General features: G+C 65.1%; 19 protein-coding genes. 11 read left to right on the forward strand and 8 right to left on the reverse strand.

Going from position 1 to position 18,468, the window contains the following annotated elements; translation table 11 throughout:
* Positions 1 to 18 precede the first annotated feature (18 nt).
* The 9 genes from fliD (at position 19) to ACQR1H_RS15210 (ending at position 8,402) form a co-directional block, all read left to right on the forward strand.
* The gene (gene fliD / locus ACQR1H_RS15170) at positions 19 to 1,731 is read left to right on the forward strand and encodes a flagellar filament capping protein FliD (RefSeq protein ID WP_316182784.1); all 1,713 of its coding nucleotides are present in this window, start codon (positions 19 to 21) and stop codon (positions 1,729 to 1,731) included.
* A complete protein-coding gene (gene fliS / locus ACQR1H_RS15175) occupies positions 1,731 to 2,156 on the forward strand; it encodes a flagellar export chaperone FliS (RefSeq protein ID WP_316182785.1) in 426 nt (141 codons plus the stop codon). Before fliD ends, fliS begins: the two co-directional genes overlap by 1 nt.
* A gap of 232 nt (positions 2,157 to 2,388) precedes the next feature.
* Complete coding sequence (locus ACQR1H_RS15180; RefSeq protein WP_315805146.1) at positions 2,389 to 2,661, forward strand: hypothetical protein; 273 nt, start codon at positions 2,389 to 2,391, stop codon at positions 2,659 to 2,661.
* 365 nt (positions 2,662 to 3,026) lie between these two features.
* Positions 3,027 to 3,692 carry a flagellar hook assembly protein FlgD gene (locus ACQR1H_RS15185; protein WP_315805147.1) on the forward strand — a complete coding sequence of 222 codons (666 nt, stop codon included), beginning with the start codon at positions 3,027 to 3,029 and terminating at the stop codon, positions 3,690 to 3,692.
* A 22-nt stretch (positions 3,693 to 3,714) separates the two neighbouring features.
* Positions 3,715 to 4,953, forward strand: coding sequence for a flagellar hook protein FlgE (flgE, locus tag ACQR1H_RS15190; RefSeq protein WP_434896342.1), 1,239 nt, complete (start codon positions 3,715 to 3,717; stop codon positions 4,951 to 4,953).
* A 2-nt stretch (positions 4,954 to 4,955) separates the two neighbouring features.
* Positions 4,956 to 5,225, forward strand: coding sequence for a hypothetical protein (locus ACQR1H_RS15195; RefSeq protein ID WP_315805149.1), 270 nt, complete (start codon positions 4,956 to 4,958; stop codon positions 5,223 to 5,225).
* A gap of 15 nt (positions 5,226 to 5,240) precedes the next feature.
* Positions 5,241 to 5,693, forward strand: a complete 453-nt coding sequence (locus ACQR1H_RS15200; protein ID WP_315805150.1) for a flagellar protein FlgN — start codon at positions 5,241 to 5,243, stop codon at positions 5,691 to 5,693.
* 27 nt (positions 5,694 to 5,720) lie between these two features.
* Complete coding sequence (gene flgK / locus ACQR1H_RS15205; RefSeq protein ID WP_434907775.1) at positions 5,721 to 7,478, forward strand: flagellar hook-associated protein FlgK; 1,758 nt, start codon at positions 5,721 to 5,723, stop codon at positions 7,476 to 7,478.
* Between the two features lie 15 nt (positions 7,479 to 7,493).
* Entirely contained in the window at positions 7,494 to 8,402 is a 909-nt protein-coding gene (locus ACQR1H_RS15210; RefSeq protein WP_434907776.1) for a flagellin, read from the forward strand.
* 316 nt (positions 8,403 to 8,718) lie between these two features.
* On the opposite strand, the gene ACQR1H_RS15215 is transcribed toward ACQR1H_RS15210, so the two are convergent.
* The 8 genes from ACQR1H_RS15215 to ACQR1H_RS15250 form a co-directional block, all read right to left on the reverse strand.
* Positions 8,719 to 9,258, reverse strand: coding sequence for a hypothetical protein (locus ACQR1H_RS15215; protein WP_316182788.1), 540 nt, complete (start codon positions 9,256 to 9,258; stop codon positions 8,719 to 8,721).
* A gap of 140 nt (positions 9,259 to 9,398) precedes the next feature.
* On the reverse strand, positions 9,399 to 9,797 hold the full coding sequence (locus ACQR1H_RS15220; protein ID WP_434872405.1) for a BA14K family protein: 399 nt from the start codon (positions 9,795 to 9,797) through the stop codon (positions 9,399 to 9,401).
* Between the two features lie 123 nt (positions 9,798 to 9,920).
* Positions 9,921 to 10,703, reverse strand: coding sequence for an alpha/beta fold hydrolase (locus tag ACQR1H_RS15225; protein WP_434882702.1), 783 nt, complete (start codon positions 10,701 to 10,703; stop codon positions 9,921 to 9,923).
* A 3-nt stretch (positions 10,704 to 10,706) separates the two neighbouring features.
* Positions 10,707 to 12,002 carry an O-acetylhomoserine aminocarboxypropyltransferase gene (locus ACQR1H_RS15230; RefSeq protein ID WP_315805156.1) on the reverse strand — a complete coding sequence of 432 codons (1,296 nt, stop codon included), beginning with the start codon at positions 12,000 to 12,002 and terminating at the stop codon, positions 10,707 to 10,709.
* A gap of 92 nt (positions 12,003 to 12,094) precedes the next feature.
* Positions 12,095 to 12,715: a nitroreductase family protein gene (locus tag ACQR1H_RS15235; protein WP_434900256.1), complete on the reverse strand. Its 621-nt coding sequence runs from the start codon at positions 12,713 to 12,715 to the stop codon at positions 12,095 to 12,097.
* An 81-nt stretch (positions 12,716 to 12,796) separates the two neighbouring features.
* Positions 12,797 to 13,795, reverse strand: coding sequence for an aliphatic sulfonate ABC transporter substrate-binding protein (locus ACQR1H_RS15240; RefSeq protein ID WP_434907777.1), 999 nt, complete (start codon positions 13,793 to 13,795; stop codon positions 12,797 to 12,799).
* Positions 13,796 to 15,644: 1,849 nt separating this feature from the next.
* Positions 15,645 to 15,932 carry a hypothetical protein gene (locus ACQR1H_RS15245; protein ID WP_434891285.1) on the reverse strand — a complete coding sequence of 96 codons (288 nt, stop codon included), beginning with the start codon at positions 15,930 to 15,932 and terminating at the stop codon, positions 15,645 to 15,647.
* 362 nt (positions 15,933 to 16,294) lie between these two features.
* The gene (locus ACQR1H_RS15250; protein ID WP_434907778.1) at positions 16,295 to 16,945 is read right to left on the reverse strand and encodes a TetR family transcriptional regulator; all 651 of its coding nucleotides are present in this window, start codon (positions 16,943 to 16,945) and stop codon (positions 16,295 to 16,297) included.
* Positions 16,946 to 17,037: 92 nt separating this feature from the next.
* Between ACQR1H_RS15250 and ACQR1H_RS15255 the strand changes: the two genes are divergently transcribed.
* Both ACQR1H_RS15255 and ACQR1H_RS15260 read left to right on the forward strand, forming a co-directional pair.
* Positions 17,038 to 17,700, forward strand: a complete 663-nt coding sequence (locus ACQR1H_RS15255; RefSeq protein ID WP_434882704.1) for an O-methyltransferase — start codon at positions 17,038 to 17,040, stop codon at positions 17,698 to 17,700.
* A gap of 115 nt (positions 17,701 to 17,815) precedes the next feature.
* Positions 17,816 to 18,466 (forward strand): aspartate/glutamate racemase family protein, encoded by a 651-nt coding sequence (locus tag ACQR1H_RS15260; RefSeq protein WP_434907779.1) that lies wholly within the window; start codon positions 17,816 to 17,818, stop codon positions 18,464 to 18,466.
* Positions 18,467 to 18,468 lie beyond the last annotated feature (2 nt).

The following is an 18,468-nucleotide window of genomic DNA, read 5'->3' on the forward strand; positions in this document are numbered from 1 at the left end:
CTCGGAGGACGACGACGGATGACGGTGAGCAGCGCAACCTCGAGCACGAGCAGCACGACATCGTCTTCTTCATCATCGACGAGTTCGAGCAGCTCGCTCACGACGTCGGGAACGAGCACCACGAGCACGATCGACTGGACCGCGCTGATCGAGTCCGCCGTCAATGCCAAGCTCACCCAGGCGACCCAGATCTCGACCAAGATCACCGCCAATGAGGCCAAGATCACGGCGTACCAGACGCTGCAGACCGCACTGAAGACACTGTCATCGGGATTGTCGTCGCTGGCGACATCGATGGTGAACTCGCTTGCGACCAACGCCTTCGCCACGCGGGCCGCCACCATCAGCGCGACCGGCGACGTCAGCGCCTCATCGGCGCTGTCGATGTCGGTGAGCAATGGAGCCGCGACCGGCAGCCACACGCTGACGATCGGCCAGGTCGCCACGGCGCACAAGGTGACGGGCACGACGCAGTCGAGCCAGACCGCGGCCCTCGGCTATTCCGGCACGTTCTCGCTCGGCCTGTCCGGAGGCAGCACGGCCGACATCACCATCACCAGCGGCATGTCGCTGCAGGATGTCGTCGACGCGATCAACGCGCAGACCTCCACGACCGATGTCGAGGCGTCGATCGTCCAGGTATCGAGCGGGTCCTATCAACTGGTGCTGACGGGGACCCAGGATGCCGCCGACATCACCTATGCAAGCTCGTCCGGGGACGACATCCTCAACAAGCTCGGGGTGACCGACAGCTCGGGAGCCTTCGCGACGGTGCTGCAGACGGCCCAGGCCGCGGAGTTCACGCTCGATGGGATCAGCCTGACCCGCAACACAAACGACATCACCGACGTGCTCAGCGGCGTCACGTTCGATCTGCTGCAGGCGACACCCTCCGGAACGACGCTGACCGTCACCATCGGCGCCGATACGAGCCAGATCTCGTCGGCGCTGCAGACCTTCGTCACCGACTACAATGCGTTCCGCGATGCCGTGATTGCGCAGCAGACCACCAACTCCGACGGAACCGCCTCATCCAGCTCGGTGCTGTTCGGCGACGGCACCATGCGCGACATCATGAACTCGCTTCAGGCCGTGCTCGGAACGTCCGTCGGCGGGCTGACGATGGCGGACCTTGGTCTCTCGTTCAACGAAAAGAACGAACTCGAACTCGATACGGGCACGCTGTCGACGATCCTGAGCACCAATTTGAGCGGTGTGACGACGTTGTTGTCGGCGCAGACCAAGACCTCGTCGAGCCAGCTCAGCGTCGTCAATACCGGGTCGTCGCCGCAGTCGTTCACCCTGGATCTGACGGTGGATGCCTCGGGGAATCTCTCGGCCGCATCCGTCGGTGGCGACAGTTCGCTGTTCACGGTCAGCGGCAACACGATCGTGGGCAATTCCGGGACGATCTATGCCGGCATGGCTTTCACCTATACCGGCTCGACCTCGCAATCGATCACGGTGACCTCGACCCAGGGGCTTGCAACCCAGATCTACCAGATCGCCAAGACCGCATCGTCCAGCACCGGCTCGTTGCAGACTTTGATCGACAATCTGACGTCCCAGGACGAGACGATGCAGGCCAAGGTCAACGACATCAAGAGCTCGGCTGCGACGTTCCAGACCCAGCTCACGGCGCAATACGCCAAGTACCAGGCCGCGATCGAGAGCGCCAACAATACGCTGACCTATCTGAAAGCCCTCCTCAATTCGAGTTCGAGTAACTGATGACCCAGAGTTCGATGGCGCAATTTGCAAGTCAGGCCTACCGCGGCACGGCCGTCGCGGTTCCGCCGCTGCGGGCCGTGATCATGCTGCTCAACGGCGCGGTCACCTGCCTGCAGAAATCCGTGCAAGCGCAGGAGGTGCGTCGCTTCGAGGAGGGGCATGCCCACCTGACCCGGGCAACGGCGATCCTGCGCGGGTTGAGCTTGCACCTCGATTCCACGCGCGGCGGACCGGTCGCCGACCAGTTGTTCGGAACCTACAACGCCCTGATCGTGGCCGCGCTGCGGGCCTATGGTCGACCTCACATGCGCGAGAATTTCCAGCGGATCACCGAAAGCCTGCTGGAACTGCGGCAGGCGTGGGAGGCTGTCGATGTGGCGGCCCGGGGAAAGCGAGCGGCTGCTGATTCGGCCAACCGTCGGTAGATCTCGCCGAATCGGGCACTCGCCGCGCTGCGGAAATCTTGAGAAATCGATCAGAAATGGGCTGCATTGTCTCCCGTTTCGGTATCCAGTGCGGCCTCGCGTGCATACGACTCCCGAAAAGTACGGAGTTTCCAGAGCTTGGTTGCGGTCGATCGTCACAATTGCCGATATCAATTTCGTTCGCGGGCTGAATGCTTTATGACCAAGCTGGAAGCGCTGGATTGGGCGGACGATGGACGTCAGGGAATTCGAGGATCTGATCGGCAGGCTGGGTGAGGACCTCTCGCGCTGGCCGGCGGAGCAGCGTCAATCCGCTGCTGATCTGCTTGCGTCCTCTCCCGAAGCCGATCGATTGCTATCCGAGGCACGTCTCGTTCGTGAGGCGCTGTCGTCGCCGCCGGTTCGTGCACCCGCCGGCCTGACGTCGCGCATCCTTGCTGCGGCCCATCGCCTGGCCCAAGAGGAAGCGGCAACCCCGCCGGCTGACGCCCATCAGCCCGGCTGAGCCTTAGCCAGGACCGCGCTTGCGCGGCTGCGCTTCGGCCGGTCGGACTTCGCCGCTGGAACCGCAACACCATCGCAACTGTCATCTCGCTCAGTTTCTTGAGCTCGCTTGCGCGCGAATCGAGGGCGCCCGAGTGCGACGACGGCGAGCCGTCGCGCCGATGCAGATCGGGGCTTCGCACCAGGCGATTTTTGCCGCCTCTGCGCAACAGCGCGGCGGCAAATTCTGCCGTCGGATCAACTAATTCGATCGACTAATTGTGCGCCTGGAATCGGCGCTCTGGCCGTTTGATCAGCAAACGCCTTCACGACCGCGTGGTCGTGCTGTGTCCCGCCGCCGCTCGCGGCGCGAGCCGGAGTTCTGCCATGACCGTCACCGCCGCGAGTTCGTCGACCGCGACCACCTCATCGACATCATCGTCCAGCGACACATCGCGTACGACGCTCAGCTCGACCGACTTTCTTCAGCTGCTGGTGAGCGAACTGCAGAACCAGGATCCGCTCAACGCGACCAGCGTGACCGACTTCATCAACCAGATGACGTCCTACGCCAATTTCACCTCGCAGCAGTCGCTCAACAGCAGCATGACCTCGCTGGCCGGCTCGTTCTCGAGCCTGGTGACGCTGAATTCGGTGAACTACATCGGCCACACCGTCGAGGCCAAGAGTGACACTGCCGTCCTCTCGAACGGCTCGGCGACGTTCGGCTATTCGCTGTCGTCAGCAGCGTCAAACGTTTCGATCTCGATCAAGGATTCCTCCGGAAGCACGGTCTGGACAGGCACCGGGACCGGCAACAAGGGCGCCAATTCGATCACCTGGGACGGCACCGATTCCAGCGGCAATCAGCTCAGCAATGGCGGCCAGTACACGATCTCCGTGACGGCGACGGACTCCGCGGGCACCTCGGTCCTCAACTACACGACGGTCACCGGGACCGTAACCGGCATCGACACCTCGACCAGCACGCCGTCGCTCACCGTCGGCGGCGTTCCTGTCAGCGCCAGCAACATCATCGGCGTCACCTCCTGACCGCATTACCCGGAGTACAATCATGAGTCTTTCTGGAGCCCTGTCATCGGCGATCTCGGCGCTCAACGCGCAGAGCTCGTCGCTCGCCATGATCAGCGACAACATCTCCAACGCCGATACGACCGGATACAAGACCACGTCCGGCCTGTTCGAGCAGCTGGTGACGGCATCGAGCAGCTCGAAAGCCTATTCCTCGGGGGGCGTCTCGGTCTCCGGCCGTGCCAACATCACGCAGCAGGGGCTGCTGGCCGCCACCACCAACGCGACCGACGTCGCCATCCAGGGCTCGGGCTTCTTCGTCGCGACCAACTCGACTTCGGCCGGAGGCGAGACCTTCTACACGCGCAACGGCGCGTTCACGACCGACAATGCCGGCTATCTCGAGAACGACGGCTACTATCTCGAAGGCTGGCGCACAGATGCGAGCGGCAACGTGGTCGGCAACGGCCTCGAGCCGGTCAATACCAAGGTGGCGCTCACAAATGGCGGGGCGACCACCAAGACCTCGCTTGCCGCCAATCTGCCGGCCGATGCCGCAAGCGGCGACACCTTCAGCAGCTCGATGACGGTGTACGATTCGCTGGGCCAGTCGCACACGCTGAACGTCACCTGGACCAAGGGGGCGACGGCGAACGAATGGACTGCCGATGTCGCGCCTGCCACGGCGTCGGACGGCACCGTGACGAGCGGCACCTATACGATCGATTTCAACTCTGACGGCTCGCTGAGCACGGTCTCCTCGACCAATCTCGGCATCACCTGGAACAACGGCGCCGCGGCGAGCTCGATCGCGCTCAGCTTCGGCACCACCGGCGGCGGCACCGACGGTCTGACCCAATTGTCGTCCGGCAGCACGACGCCGAGCGTCTCCAATTTCAGCGCCAATTCCGACGGCATCTCGTTCGGAACGCTGAGCAGCATTTCGGTCGGCAAGAACGGTCTCGTCGAGGCGACCTATTCCAACGGCCAGACGGTTCCGATCTACAAGATCGCGGTGGCGACCTTCGCCGATCCCAATGGCCTCGTGGCGCATAGCAGCGGCATGTACACGTCGACGGCGACATCGGGCAACGCGACCCTGCAGGCATCCGGCGAGAATGGTGCAGGGACCATTTACGGTAGCGAGCTGGAGTCGAGCACGACCGATACCACGGGCCAGTTCAGCAGCATGATCTCGGCTCAGCAGGCCTATTCGGCGGCGTCGCAGGTGATCTCGGCCGTCAACAAGATGTACGACACCCTGATCTCGTCGATGAGGTGATCATGGCCGACCTCAAGAGGGAGCGGCTCGGCGAGGGCGAGGTTCTGCTGAAGAAGCTGCGGCGGCTGAGACTGCGCGCCGCGACCGCCGGCAAGGACGACCGCGTGCAACTGTTGGCCTTGATCGACGATATCGAAACGGTCCGACGAAAGCTGCTTCGCGAATGTGCGCTGCTCGACGAGGAACTCAAGGTCGCCACCGTGAGGGTGACGGCGCTGAATACCTATGCCCGCGTCGCGCAAATCAGTCGCCGACCGCAGCGTGAACAGTAAGAGGGGAGCGAGAGGATGAAACACGCAATTCAGGCCGATCGACGGCCCGCAAGCGAGGACGAGGTGCGGACCTTGATCGCGCTGATCGACGAACTCATCGCGGTGGTGTCGGAGGAGAATGTGGAGCTCGCCAAGGGATTGCCGGCCTCGCGCTCGAAGCAGCTCGACGACAAGAACCGGTTGGCCGGGTTGTTCGAGCAGCGGGTGGCCGAATGCGCCAGGCAGACGGCAAGCCTCGACGTCCGCGACCGCGTCCTGCGCGAGCAGCTCATGGAGCACATCCTCAACCTGCGTGGCGCGATGGATGAGAACCTCGTGCGGCTGCGGGCCGCGATCGAAGCCAGCAATCGTCGCATCGAGGCGGTCATGCAGGCGATCCGCGAGCAAATCGCAAATGCCTCCCCCTATGGAGCCGGTGGACGTCGTACCGCGCGTGCGACATCGTGCGGAACCAATGTGAGGGCGTGATGGCCAGCCAGCAGCGGGAGTAGGGCAATGTCGCTCGACATAGCACGGTTGGTCGCCTTCAGCGGCATCTCGGCCACGGAGCTGCAGATCAGCGTGGCGTCGTCGAACATCTCGAACGCCGACACGAAGGGGTATACGCAGAAGACGGCCAACCAGGTCACGAACGTGACCGGGGGAGTTGGAACCGGCGTTTCCATTACCGGCATTTCGAGCAATGTCGACAAGCTGCTGCTGAAATCCCTGATCGGAGCCAACTCCGAGCTTGGCGCGGCCGACACCACGAACAATTACCTGACGCAACTCCAGCAGTTGTTCGGCAGCGCGTCCACGTCCGGCACCTCGACGACGGGAACGTCGCTGGCAAACTCGCTGGCCTCGCTGGAGTCCGCCTTGTCGTCGCTGGCGAGCTCGCCCAGCAGCGTGTCGCTGCAATCGGCCGTGGTCAGCGCGCTGGACGATTTCGCCAGCCAGCTGCGCAGCACGTCGAGCGGCGTGCAGACGCTGCGCGCCAATGCCGACAAGGACATCGCGTCGTCGGTCCAGAGCGTCAACGACGACCTGCAGCAGGTCGCCGATCTCAACGTCGAGATCCGGAAGATGGCGGCGTCCGGCCAATCGACCGCGGATCTCGAGGACGAGCGCAACGCGGCGCTGCAGGACCTGTCGTCCTACATGAACGTCAGCTACTACACGGCGTCGAACGGCGATCTTCAGGTCTATACCTCGTCGGGGCGGGCTCTGGTCGACAGCTCGGCGCACACACTGAGCTATACGGCCTCGGCGAATGTCTCGGCGGCGTCGAGCTATGCGTCCGGCGACTTCAGCGGCATCACGGTCGACGGCGTCGACGTCACGTCCCAGATCACGTCGGGCAAGATCGGCTCGCTGGTCACGTTGCGGGACGAAACCCTGCCGGCCGCGCAGACCCAGCTCGATCAACTGGCCTCGCAGCTGAAATCGGCGCTGAATTCGATCACCGATGGCGCGTCGGCCGTTCCACCTCCGACTACCCTGACCGGATCGGCGAGCGTCAGCAGCACGACGGCCCTGGCGGCATCCGGAACGGTCCGCATCGCCGTGGCTGACCAGAGCGGCAATCTCGTTTCGTATCAGGATCTCGACCTGTCGTCCTATGCGACGGTGGGCGATCTGGTCACGGCGCTCAACGGCATCTCCGGCGTCTCCGCCTCGATCGATTCCAGCGGGCACCTGTCGATCAGCGCCACGTCGTCGTCGAACGGCATCGCGATCAACGACATGACCAGCGCGATCGGCGGCAGCGGCTTCGCCGGCTATTTCGGCATGAATGACCTCGTCACCGGCACGAGCGCGGCCAATTTTGCCGTCAACAGTAGCATCCTGAGCGGCGCTGCCGGTCTTCCGACCGGCACGCTCGACGGCTCCGCGACCCTGACGACCGGCAGCCAGGTGCTGACGGCCGGCTCGGCGACGGTCATCAATGCGCTCATCGACAAGCTGACCGGCTCGACCAGCTTCGCCTCGGCCGGCGGCCTGAGCGCAACGAGCGGTTCGTTTGCCGACTATGCCGCGGCGATCGTCGCCAATGTGGCCAGCAAGGCGTCGCAGGCCGCGACGGCGTACACCACGAAATCGACGGCCCAGTCGAGCTATGCGAGCTCGCTGTCCTCGCAGTCGGGCGTCAACCTCGACGAGGAGACGGCGCGGCTGAGCTCGCTGCAGAACAAATACGCTGCCGCCTCTCAGCTGATCTCCGTGATCAACAGCATGTTCTCGTCGTTGCTCACTGCCGTGCAGTCGACCTAGTCCGGAGCGCCTATCATGACGATGCGGATTGCGACATTCTCGAACTCCGACCAGATGATCGCGAGCGCGCTGCGGACGCAGGCGACCATGGCCAACCTCCAGGTGCAGGAGGCCTCGGGGCTGAAGACCGAGTATCTCGCCGGTTATGGCGCCGACACCCAGCACGTCGTCAATCTGCAGGTGTCGGTCACGCGGGCGCAGTCCTATATCGATGCCGCGACCCTGGCCGACAGCAAGGTGCAGGTGATGTATTCCGCTGTGGGACAGGTGTCGGACATCGTCAGTCAGCTGCGCACGGCGCTGAGCGCTGCGAGCTCCGGCAGCAGCACGGGAACCACGTCCGCGATCAGCAGCGCGCAGCAGTTGCTGCAGCAGATGGCGGGCATCCTGAACACCCAGTATGACGGGCAGTATCTGTTCGGCGGCGGACGAACCGCGACGGCGGCGGTCGACACGTCGAGCTTCGCCTCCGGCACGGGATCTCTGACAACGACGGATAGCAGCTACTATCGGGGCGACGGCGAGCTGGCCTCGGTCCGGGTTTCCGATGGGCAGTCGGTCACCTATGGCGTCACCGCCGACAACCCGGCGTTCGAGGAGGTCATGCGGGTCCTGAAGTTCGTCGCCAACAGCTCGACCCTCTCCGGAACCGACGTCACCTCCGCATTGACGCTTGCCGATCAGGCGGTGGACGACGTCGCGACGGTGCAGGCCAAGCTCTCCGATGCGGCGTCCCGGATCGAGAGCGAGAAGTCGCAGCAGACCGATTACAAGAGCTATGCCGAGAGCTTGGCGACCGACCTGACCAGCGTAGACGTCGCTGCGGTCACCGCCCAGCTCTCGACATATCAGGCCCAGCTCACGGCGAGCTATACCGCCATCTCCAAGATCCAGAGCCTGAACCTCGCCAGTTACCTGCGCTGAGACAGCGGCACCGATTGCGGTCGGCGGGATGGGCATGGGCGGATCAAGGAAAACGCGAAAGCTCAGCAGCTCCATCTGCGGGAAGAGGATGATCCGGACGTCGAGCTGCCGAGGAATTCCGCGCCGGAGTCGTCTGCGCCTTCGTCGCCACGGTCATGGGTCTCTAGCAGATCTGGTGGGTGATGGCGCTCGGCGCAATGAGGCGTTGGCAGCATTTGCCGTGGCGCGATCATGACGAGTCCGTCATCCGCGCGGCGGAGGTTGCGCATTGACGTGCCGGTGCGTCGGGCGAGCCCCACGCACCGGCGAACTCACGTCACCAGCGATGATGGGTGCGGATCACGCCATGGCCGTGGCGGTGTCCGAAATGACGGCCGCCGTGCCAGCCATGATGATGACCCCAACCCGGACCGCGGTAATAGCCGTAGCTGTGCCGCCACGGCCGCGGGCCATAGGAATAGCCGTAGCTGCGATAGACCGGGCGGGGAGCGTAGCTGTAGCCATAGCCGCCGTAATAGGGGCGGTAGGCCGGGTAGTAGCCGCCATAGCCATAGGGGTAGGCGGCGTAGCGATACCCGCCGTAATAGGGATAGGGCGCGTAACCGCCATAATAGGAGGGGGCGGCGATCGCTGATCCGATCACGGCCCCCGCCAGCAGCCCCGCGCCGATCGCGGCGCCGCCGCCCCAGCCGCCATGCCAGCCGCCGTAGCGGACCTGGACGGCATGCGCGCTTTCGGCGCCCGGTTTGGCGGCTGCTGACAGCGACGTCAGCGGCGCAGCCGAGACCGAGTGCAGCGTGGACAGAGAAAGTGCGCCGGCGATGGCGAGCGTCGCGGCGGCTTTGAAGGTGACCATCCTGTTGTCTCCCGTTGATTCTGGGTCATGCTCAACCGGAAGAGACGATCTTCGTTGCAGTCGTCGCGACGGACGTTTTGTCGCGCGCCATTGGTCCAGGTGGCGGTCGATGCCGGAGACCGGCATCGACCTGGGTGTCGTTACGGGCAGGAATGGCGCAGGCCGTCATTGCCGAGATAGGTGCCGGAGCCCGGGTCGTAGGACCGGAAGCGCTGGGCGCAATAGGCCTGGGCATTGGCGGCCTCGGCGCGGCTGTTGGCGATCGCGCCACCGATGATCGCGCCGGCCGCCAGACCGCCCAGGGCCGCGGCACCCGCACCGTAGCCGTGCCCGCCATAGCGATGGCCGTAATAGCCGTGGTGATGACCGTAGCCGCCGCGCCAGTGGCGATACTGCACCTGCTGCAGCTCGGTCGCGTTCTGCGTGGCGGCGGCCGGCGCCGGATGGTTCGGAAGCAACGGCGCGGCGGCGAGCGGCGATGCGGTCGCGAGCGTCATCGTTCCGATGGTGGCGACCGTGAAAAGTTTGCGCAGATCCATCTGCGTGCTCCTTTCTGTTCGTTATGCGGAGGGCAACGGCTCGCCGCCGTCCTCCGTTCCGCGCCGCGACGGAGCATGTCGGCGGCACGAGGTCGCATCCCAGAGGGGAACCGTGACCGCAAGCTACGCGATCAGCGCATCGAGCAGCGCATCCGGACATTCTGTCATCATCGTATGCCCCGCACCGGGCAGCACGATGGTGCGCGATTGCGCGATCGCAGCCGCCAGCGCCTTGCCGGCTTTCAGCGGCGTCATCATGTCCTTCTCGCCGAGGATCAGCCGCGCCGGCACCTTGATCTTGGCCGCCGCCGCGAGCGCATCCTGATAGGCGTTGCAGGCGGAGAGATCGTTGAACAGCACGCCTGGCGCGCAGCGCTCCAGGGTCGCCTGCGCGCCGCCATGCATCCACAGCCCCGGCGCGCGGCTGCCGCCGAGCTCGGCGGCAAAACCGAGGCCCCAGATCGAGACCATGTCGATGGCGGCGTGATCATTGGCTTCGGCGGCGTTCAGGAGGTCAGGCCCGACTGTCATCGTGGCCGCGGTGCCGATCAGGCTCAGCGCCGACACGCGATCGGGATGGCGGGCCGCGGCATCGAGCGCGATCAGCGAGCCCATCGAGTGGCCGATCAGGTGCGCAGGCTTGGCGTGCACCGCCTGCAAGAGCGCGACGATCCAGTCGGCCATCGCAGCAATGGTCGGCAGCGCCGGGCCGGCCGAGCGGCCGTGGCCCGGCAGGTCGGGCGCCAGCACGGCAAAGCCGTGATGGGCGAACCAGCGGCTGTGCAGCGCCCAGACCGAATGATCGAAGCCGGCGCCATGGATGAAGACGACGGCGGGCAAGGACGAATCGAACTCGCGGCCGCCCGTGGCGGCGAAGACCTCATGATCTCCGATCGACAGCTGCATGGCTCACACCTTCTGCGAGGCGCGCAGCGCCTGTCCGAGATCGTCGATGATGTCGCCGGCCGCCTCGATGCCGACGGAGAGCCGGATCAGCTCCTCGCCGATCCCTGCCGCGGCGAGCTGGGCTGCGTCCATCTGCTGATGCGTGGTCGAGGCGGGATGGATCACCAGCGTCTTGGCGTCGCCGACATTGGCGAGATGGCTGATCAGCTTCAGGCTCTCGATGAACTTGCGTCCTGCGGGACGTCCGCCCTTGATGCCGAACGAGATGATCGAGCCGGCGCCGCGCGGCAACAGCGCCTTGGCGAGCGCATGGTCCGGATGCGTTTCGAGCGAGGGATGCAGCACCCAGTCGACGGCCTTGTTGGCCGTCAGCGCCGCCAGCACCGCGGCGGTGTTGGCAACATGCCGCTCCATGCGCAGATGCAAGGTCTCGACGCCCTGAAGCAGGTGGAACGCGTTGGTCGGCGACAGGCAGGCGCCGAAATCGCGCAGGCCCTCGGTGCGCGCGCGCATGATGAAGGCGGCTGCGCCGAACTGCTCGTCGAAGACGATGCCGTGATAGCCGGCATAGGGCTCGGTGAGCTGCGGGAACTTGGCCGAGGCGCGCCAGTCGAACCGGCCGCCATCGATGATCGCGCCGCCGATCGCGATGCCATGGCCGCCGAGCCATTTGGTGGCGGAGTGCATCACGATGTCGGCGCCTTGGGTGATCGGCTGGCTGAGAAAGGGCGTCGCGAAGGTGTTGTCGATCAGGAGCGGCACGCCGGACGCGTGCGCGATCGCCGAGACCTTGGGAATGTCCAGTACCTCGAGGCCGGGGTTGCCCAATGTCTCGCCGATCAGCAGCCGCGTGTTCGGCTTGATCGCGGCGCGGAAACCGTCGTGATCCCTGGGCTTGACGAAGCTCGTGGTGATGCCGAAGCGCGGCAGCGTGTGGGCGAGCAGATTGATGGTGCCGCCATAGAGCGAGGAGGAGGCGACGATGTGATCGCCCGCATTCAAGAGCGTGGCAATGGCGAGATGCAGCGCCGCCTGGCCGCTCGCGGTGCAGACGGCGCCGACGCCGCCCTCGAGCGCGGCAAGCCGCTCCTCGAGCACGGCCGTGGTCGGGTTGGAGATGCGGGTATAGATGTGGCCGGCGCGCTCGAGATTGAACAGCGCCGCGGCGTGCTCGGTGTCGTCGAACACGTAGGACGTGGTCTGGTAGATCGGCACTGCGCGGGCGCCGGTTGCGGGATCCGGGTGCTGGCCCGCGTGCAGGCTCAGGGTCTCGAAGGCGGGCGGTTTCGGCGGCGGCATGCGGATCAACTCTCCTCAAGCAGAACGCGTCTTCTGCCACAGATTTCGCCGTCCGTCAGGGGCGGCGCGGCACGCCGCCCCTGACGCATCGATCAGCCGGCGAAGCGCTGCGGGAAAAGGCCAGCCGAGGCGATCTCGGCGATGGACAGGCGTGCGCTCGGCTTCTCGCGCTCCTTGAGCATGGCCGGCAGCTTGTCGCCATCGCCCTTGCGGCCGACCGCGATCGCGATCTCCACGGCGAAACCGTCGGGGACGCCGAGCGCCGTCTGCGCGGCGGCGACGTCGAACCCGCTCATGCCGTGCGTGACCCAGCCGGACACCGCCGCTTGGTTGGCGAAATTGGCCCAGGCCGCGCCGGCATCGAAGGAATGCGTCCGCGTCGGTGCCGGCTCGGTCTTGCCCGCCGGGATGAAGGTCTTCTTCGACAGCACGTAGACGATCGCCGCGGCATGCTGCGCCCAGCCGCGATTGAACTCGACCAGCGGCGCCAGGAAGGTGTCGAACTCGGCCGAGCCGCGCAGCGCGTAGAGGAAGCGCCAGGGCTGCGAGTTGTAGGAGGAGGGGGCCCAGCGCGCCGCCTCGATGAAGGTCAGGAGCTCCGTTTCGGGCAGCGCCTCGTCGCTGAAGCCGCGCGGCGACCAGCGATCGACGAAGATGCGATGCGCCGGATGCTCGGTGATGCGATCGGTCGGCGGGGGACGATGGGCAGTCACGGTGGTCTCCTTCGTTCAGGCCCGTCGTCGGGCCTCGTGCCGCGCCTCGCTGCGGAGCACAATCCTCGGCCCCTGTGTGGCTCACGGCGCCTTGGGAGTCCAGATCGCCAACGCAGATGTGTCCACCTTGACCGGCAGCACGCGCTCGGCAAGGAAAGCGTCCGCGATCTTCTGCTGCTCCGAGAGGCCGGCCGCGGTGACCGCGCCGACCTGGTAGGAGCGGTGGCTGTTGGCCTCCTCGACGGTGGCGGCATCGATGCCCCAGAGCGCCGCGAGCTGGCCGGCCGCGGCGGCCGGATTGGCCTTCACCCATTTGCCGGTCTCGACCAGCTTGCCGTAGATGACGTCGAGCGCGTCGCCATGCCCCGCGGCATAGTCGGCGGCGGCGAGATAATAGCGCTTGTAGCTGGCAAGCCCGTCGCTACCGTCGGCGAGCACGCGCGCCCCGGACTGGCGGATGGTGCTGGTCAGGAACGGATCCCACGCCACCCAGGCATCCACATTGTTGCTGACGAAAGCGGTGCGGCCGTCGGCGGGTGGCAGATAGGCCGGGGTGATGTCCTTGAAGGTCAGACCAGCCTTGGCGAGCGCCGACAGCAGCAAATAGTGGCTCCCCGCGCCCTTGGTCACCGCGATCTTCTTGCCTTTCAGGTCGGCCAGCGTCCTGGTCGGCGATGCCGTCGCCACGAGGATCGCCTGCGCCGACGGCGAGGCGGCTTCCTCCGCGACATAGGCGAGCTTCGCGCCCGCGGCCTGCGCAAACACCGGGACGGTGTCGGCAACATCGGCGCCGAAATCGATGCTGCCGATGTTGATCGCTTCCAGCAGCGGCAGGCCGCTGGAGAATTCGTGCCAGGACACCTTGATGCCGAGCGGCGCCAGCACCTTCTCCAGCTCGCCATTGCTCTTGAGGAGAGCAATCAGGGTCGAGGACTTCTGATAGCCGATGCGCAGCGTCTCGGCGGCGTCCGCTCGCGGCGTGGCGAGCGCGCCGAGCAGGGCGAGCGCCATCACCAGGACGCCGCGGCGGGCGAGATGCGAGGATCGCGCGCGGCGCAGTCCGCTGAAGGACGGGGTCATTCGGAAATCTCCCAAACAGGCGATGGCGTGCACTTGTCCCGGATCATTCGCAGGATCGGGAGTGTTGCGCAATTTTGCAGATCGGTTCGGATGGAGAGGAAAGTTCTTCATGTGGCCGCGTCGCGAGAAGTTTGTTTTCTTGGCGCGTGAGAGACCCGGTGGATAGCCGCTCGCATCCTCGCGGCGCGCATGGCGTCCGAGATGTGTCTGCCGTTTGTCCCTCTTTCGATGAGAGGGCACAGGGAAGGCCGGGCGTCGACTGACACCCATGGCCCGCGTGCAAAAAGGAAGCACGCGGCGGTTACCACAGGATCAGCCGGACATCCGGCCTTCCCTGCGCAATGGGCTTACGGCTTATACGCGATCTCCCCGGTGCGCCGGGCTTTCTGGCCACCGTCATCCGCGAGACACGCAAGCATCTTCGCGAACTTGATACTAGCGTCGGAGTATCAGGACCACGCGATTTCGCCGTCCGGCTCCCCTCGTTCGTCCGCGCGCTTGACGCACGCTGCGACGAGAACCGGCCATCGCATCCCACACCAACGTTTCGTGACGTTCGCGAAGCGCCCCTCTCGATCGGGCGGGATGGGGTGATACAACCATGAATTCCGAAAAAAAGAAACAAGAATATTTTTCGTCGCGGGACTGGACAGGGCAAATCAGCCTGAGAATGCGGGCGAATTCCACTTCGTCGCGCACGCGCGAGGAGAAGCCATCGGCTCGTCACGCAAGCCCTGGGGCTTCGGCATATCACAATCAGCTTGTGCCCCTCTGCCGCGACGTCATGGCAGGGCCTCGGCCCGGCCATGACGTCTTAGCGACTCTCCGCAGAGGTCTGGGCGGGCATGTCCGATCGAACTGCCTTGCATCTGCCGGCCGAAATGAAGCGCGGGGGCTCATGAGCGGATTTGGCCGAAGCCCGCATACTTGCGCGGTGCAGTAAGCCAGCAGCCATGGGGGGCAGGAGCCGCGGAGCGGGCACGTTCGGGAGGACAGCCCGTGACTAAGGCAGACCTCTGCGATCGAGTCGGCGGCGTCCGCATTCAGCGCGTCGCGGACATCCCAGGCGTAGACCGGAAGGTCGGAGATGGGCCAATGGATTAAACCGCTCGCGCGGTAGGGCACGCCGGCCGCCCGAATGTGCCGCGCCGTCAATCATGCGGCCGGCGTCCGAAACCCTTCACAGAAGCGGAAGTGCCGGCCATTGTAGTGCTTGTTAATTACGGTGCGCGCCGACGGCACCAATGATGCCAATAAACAGGCCGAAAAAAATGGAAACCACCACCATCAGAGCATTCACTAAGGCTGCTCCAAGTTCTGGCCCTGAAACACGAAGTAGCAGGACGACAAGAAGCCCCACACCTCCCACGCAGAGTACTGGCAAAACCGCGCGCCGCCGCGCGGCGAGCCGCTTGGATGGGCTCGCCAGCTCATAGTCCCGGAACAGGTTCCAGGCCCAACGAGATGATATCTGGGCACTAACGATTATAATGATTAGACAGACAATGAGTAAGTACATTGAACGTTGTCCTTGGCGCCGGCCGTTGCCAAGCGAAGGTCGGGGGACGGCCAGTAGCGTATATTGATTGCGTCGACCTTAAGGATACATTGAACATCAGCCGTATCAGAGCCATTCAAAGCCAGAATCTCACGCTGAGAAAAGCTGACTGATCACGCCCGGCGGTGAACTGGGAACAGTCCCATCATAGGTCCGCTCTGGGTCAAAGCGACCTCCGGCCCTCCGGCGGCTTACTTCCGGTTGAAACCAGAATGCGGACTTCACGACCACCGACCGTGAGATCCGCGACGGACTAACAGCAGACATCCAGTGCGCTGGTTTCACGTTGACTTAGTCGCCACAAACGCCACGGCAAACTTGCACCACAGCGGGACGTCGCTGGCGAACTTCGAAGAAGTCATCGAAATAGACGAGGCCCAGATCGATGAGCCTCCGCGTCAGAGTTGCGAGTGCCTCTGGACCGAAGCTTGGACCAAAAGAGAGTAGCTCCTCATCAGCACCGTGCGGCTTATCCGTCTCAAGGGCATTAAGTACGGCCTGATACGATACGCCCCTTTCGGTCAAGGCGCGCCGACGGATGACGATCCCGTATTCAGCAGTGACGGCAACGAAATTCATTCTCACTCCGTTGGTCGTGAGATATCTCCGAGCCTCACATTTACCGAACCATGCGACGTCTTCAATGGGTCAATTCGCGACTTGATTGGACGCCTCATCGTGTCCGGAATTCGCCCTTAACCGACAATCACGGACTCTGATGAGAGGTCCGTCGTTGGCTGCGGACCCCCGACCTGCGGCGCTGCATCAAGTCGGCGGCGATCTGGGATACGACGGCATCAAGTCAACGGAGCGTCGCGGCGCCCCGTGGCCGTGCAGAGGTTCCCAGTTTGCGTGGGAGAGGCGTGGATGCGCGGGACAAGCCCGCCCATGGCGGGAACACCCCGAGAGGCCGCTTGACCGGAGACACGCCGGCTCTAGGACTACCCGGCCTTACGCCTGTGAGGCTTGTTCGCGGTGGAGAGGTACGCACAGAACATGTCGGCCATCGCATCGGCATAGGCCGATATCTCGGCCCGGCTGCGCGGTGTCTCCGAGAAGTGCTTGCCGACCTGGCCGAGCGTCGTCTTGATCAGATCGGCGGCCCGCGCGCGCTCGGCCTCTCCGGCACCAGGCAGCACCTCGCGCATGAAGGCGAGCATGGCGCGGCGGCCACTGGCCCTGGCCTGGCGTGCCTCGGGCGCGTCGCGATAGAGCGGGGCGGCGTCGTAGAGTGCGCCGCGCACGGCGGCCTCGTCGCACTCCGATTGCAGGAACGCGTGAACGAGGGCGCGCAATCGCGTCAGAGGCGGACGGCGGGTGTCCTCCAGAATGCCGTGCAGCAGTTTCGTCGTCTGCTGCCACTCGTCGCTCTGCAGCCTGAACAGGATCGCCGCCTTGTTCGGGAAGTACTGATAGAGCGAGCCGACGCTGACGCCAGCCTTCTCGGCGACACGGGCCGTGGTGAAACGTTGCGCGCCTTCCTTGGTCAAAACCTGAACAGCCGCCTGCAGAATGGCCGCGACGAGGTCGGCCGAGCGTGCCTGTTGCGGCTGTTTTCTCGCGGAAATCTGGGTTTTTCGAGCAGGGGCCATGGCGTGGTCCGGAATGCGATTAGCGAATGCGAATGATTAGTCGTATTTTGACCTGGACGCAAACGACCCACCTCAGAGGACGGAGAACGAACATGATCACCCTCACCACCCAACCAGTGGCATCGCTGCTGGATCGCCTGCTCGCCGAGGCCACGCTGCTGCGGCCGGAGACGAGCCCGATGTTTGCCGGCATGACCGAACGCGGCGAGCAGCTGATGCGCAGCAAGTCCGGCCATGTCGAGCTGTACACGCAGCTGAAGGACTTTCCGCTTCCTGTCTCGCGCGAGACCGGCGTGCTGCTTTACATGCTGGCGCGCAGCTTCGAGGTCCGCACCGTCGTCGAGTTCGGCACCTCGTTCGGCATCTCGACCCTGTTCCTCGCCGCGGCGCTGCGCGACAATGGCGGCGGCCGGCTGATCACCACCGAGTTCGAGCCGTCGAAGATCGCGCGTGCGCGCGGCAATCTGGCCGCCGGCGGTCTGCTCGATCTCGTCGAGATCCGCGAAGGCGACGCGCTGCGGACGCTCAGCACCGATCTTCCGGAGACGATCGATCTGGTGCTGCTCGACGGTGCCAAGCCGCTGTACGGCGATATCCTGGCGCTGCTCGAGAGCCGGCTCAGGGCGGGCGCGTTCATCATGGCCGACAACGCCGACGACAGCCCGGATTATCTCGCCTACATCCGTTCGCCGGCCAACGGCTACCTCTCGGTGCCGTTCGGCGACGATGTCGAGCTGTCGATGCGGCTTGGGTGAGCGGCGCGCGACGAACGGCGATGCCTGTCGTCCTCAAAAACGAGGGGATCGGGAGTTGACGTTCCACCGGCGATTGGTCACGAGGAAGTCCCCTCATCGTGAGCGACCGACCTGCATGCTTCGTATCCTCCTGATCAATCCCAACAGCTCGGCCGCGACCACCGCGATGATGGTGTCGATTGCGGCCGCCTGCTGCGCCGGCCGGGCAGAGGTGGTCGGCGCGACCGCGATGCGGGCGCCGGCCATGATCGTCGATGCCGAGGCGCTGGCGGCATCGGCTGCGGAGGTGGTCGACATCGGCTGCGCGCATCGCGATGCTTGCGATGGCATCATCGTTGCGGCGTTCGGCGATCCCGGCGCCGCGGAGCTGCGCGGGCTCTGCCCGATGCCGGTGGCCGGGATCGGCGAGGCGTCGATGCGCGAGGCTGCGCAAGGCGGGCGGCGCTTCGGCGTCGCCACGGTGACCCCGGCGCTGGTCGCGAGCATCGCGGGTCTCGCAGAGAGACTCGGGCTGTCGGCGCAGTTCACCGGGACGCGGCTGACCGAGGGCGATCCGGCCGCGCTCGCCGCCGACCCGGCGCGGCTTGCGTCGGCTCTGGCCGCAGCCACGCGCGCCTGCATCGCGGAGGACGGTGCGCAGGCCGTGATCATCGGCGGCGGACCGCTGGCGCAGGCGGCCGATCAGCTGCAGCCGCAATTCGCCGTGCCGATCATCAAGCCGATCGCGGCAGCGGTTTCGCAATTGCTGCAGCGGCTGTCCGCGTGAGC

The sequence above is a fragment of the Bradyrhizobium sp. HKCCYLRH2015 genome, from assembly GCF_051168215.1.
In the GTDB taxonomy this organism is placed as follows: domain Bacteria; phylum Pseudomonadota; class Alphaproteobacteria; order Rhizobiales; family Xanthobacteraceae; genus Bradyrhizobium.

Coding starts and splice junctions, on each gene's coding strand:
- fliD (WP_316182784.1), top strand. CDS start 19: ATGACGGTGAGCAGCGCAACCTCGAGCACGAGCAGCACGACATCGTCT.
- fliS (WP_316182785.1), top strand. CDS start 1,731: ATGACCCAGAGTTCGATGGCGCAATTTGCAAGTCAGGCCTACCGCGGC.
- ACQR1H_RS15180 (WP_315805146.1), top strand. CDS start 2,389: ATGGACGTCAGGGAATTCGAGGATCTGATCGGCAGGCTGGGTGAGGAC.
- ACQR1H_RS15185 (WP_315805147.1), top strand. CDS start 3,027: ATGACCGTCACCGCCGCGAGTTCGTCGACCGCGACCACCTCATCGACA.
- flgE (WP_434896342.1), top strand. CDS start 3,715: ATGAGTCTTTCTGGAGCCCTGTCATCGGCGATCTCGGCGCTCAACGCG.
- ACQR1H_RS15195 (WP_315805149.1), top strand. CDS start 4,956: ATGGCCGACCTCAAGAGGGAGCGGCTCGGCGAGGGCGAGGTTCTGCTG.
- ACQR1H_RS15200 (WP_315805150.1), top strand. CDS start 5,241: ATGAAACACGCAATTCAGGCCGATCGACGGCCCGCAAGCGAGGACGAG.
- flgK (WP_434907775.1), top strand. CDS start 5,721: ATGTCGCTCGACATAGCACGGTTGGTCGCCTTCAGCGGCATCTCGGCC.
- ACQR1H_RS15210 (WP_434907776.1), top strand. CDS start 7,494: ATGACGATGCGGATTGCGACATTCTCGAACTCCGACCAGATGATCGCG.
- ACQR1H_RS15215 (WP_316182788.1), bottom strand. CDS start 9,258: ATGGTCACCTTCAAAGCCGCCGCGACGCTCGCCATCGCCGGCGCACTT.
- ACQR1H_RS15220 (WP_434872405.1), bottom strand. CDS start 9,797: ATGGATCTGCGCAAACTTTTCACGGTCGCCACCATCGGAACGATGACG.
- ACQR1H_RS15225 (WP_434882702.1), bottom strand. CDS start 10,703: ATGCAGCTGTCGATCGGAGATCATGAGGTCTTCGCCGCCACGGGCGGC.
- ACQR1H_RS15230 (WP_315805156.1), bottom strand. CDS start 12,002: ATGCCGCCGCCGAAACCGCCCGCCTTCGAGACCCTGAGCCTGCACGCG.
- ACQR1H_RS15240 (WP_434907777.1), bottom strand. CDS start 13,795: ATGACCCCGTCCTTCAGCGGACTGCGCCGCGCGCGATCCTCGCATCTC.
- ACQR1H_RS15245 (WP_434891285.1), bottom strand. CDS start 15,932: ATGAATTTCGTTGCCGTCACTGCTGAATACGGGATCGTCATCCGTCGG.
- ACQR1H_RS15250 (WP_434907778.1), bottom strand. CDS start 16,945: ATGGCCCCTGCTCGAAAAACCCAGATTTCCGCGAGAAAACAGCCGCAA.
- ACQR1H_RS15255 (WP_434882704.1), top strand. CDS start 17,038: ATGATCACCCTCACCACCCAACCAGTGGCATCGCTGCTGGATCGCCTG.
- ACQR1H_RS15260 (WP_434907779.1), top strand. CDS start 17,816: ATGCTTCGTATCCTCCTGATCAATCCCAACAGCTCGGCCGCGACCACC.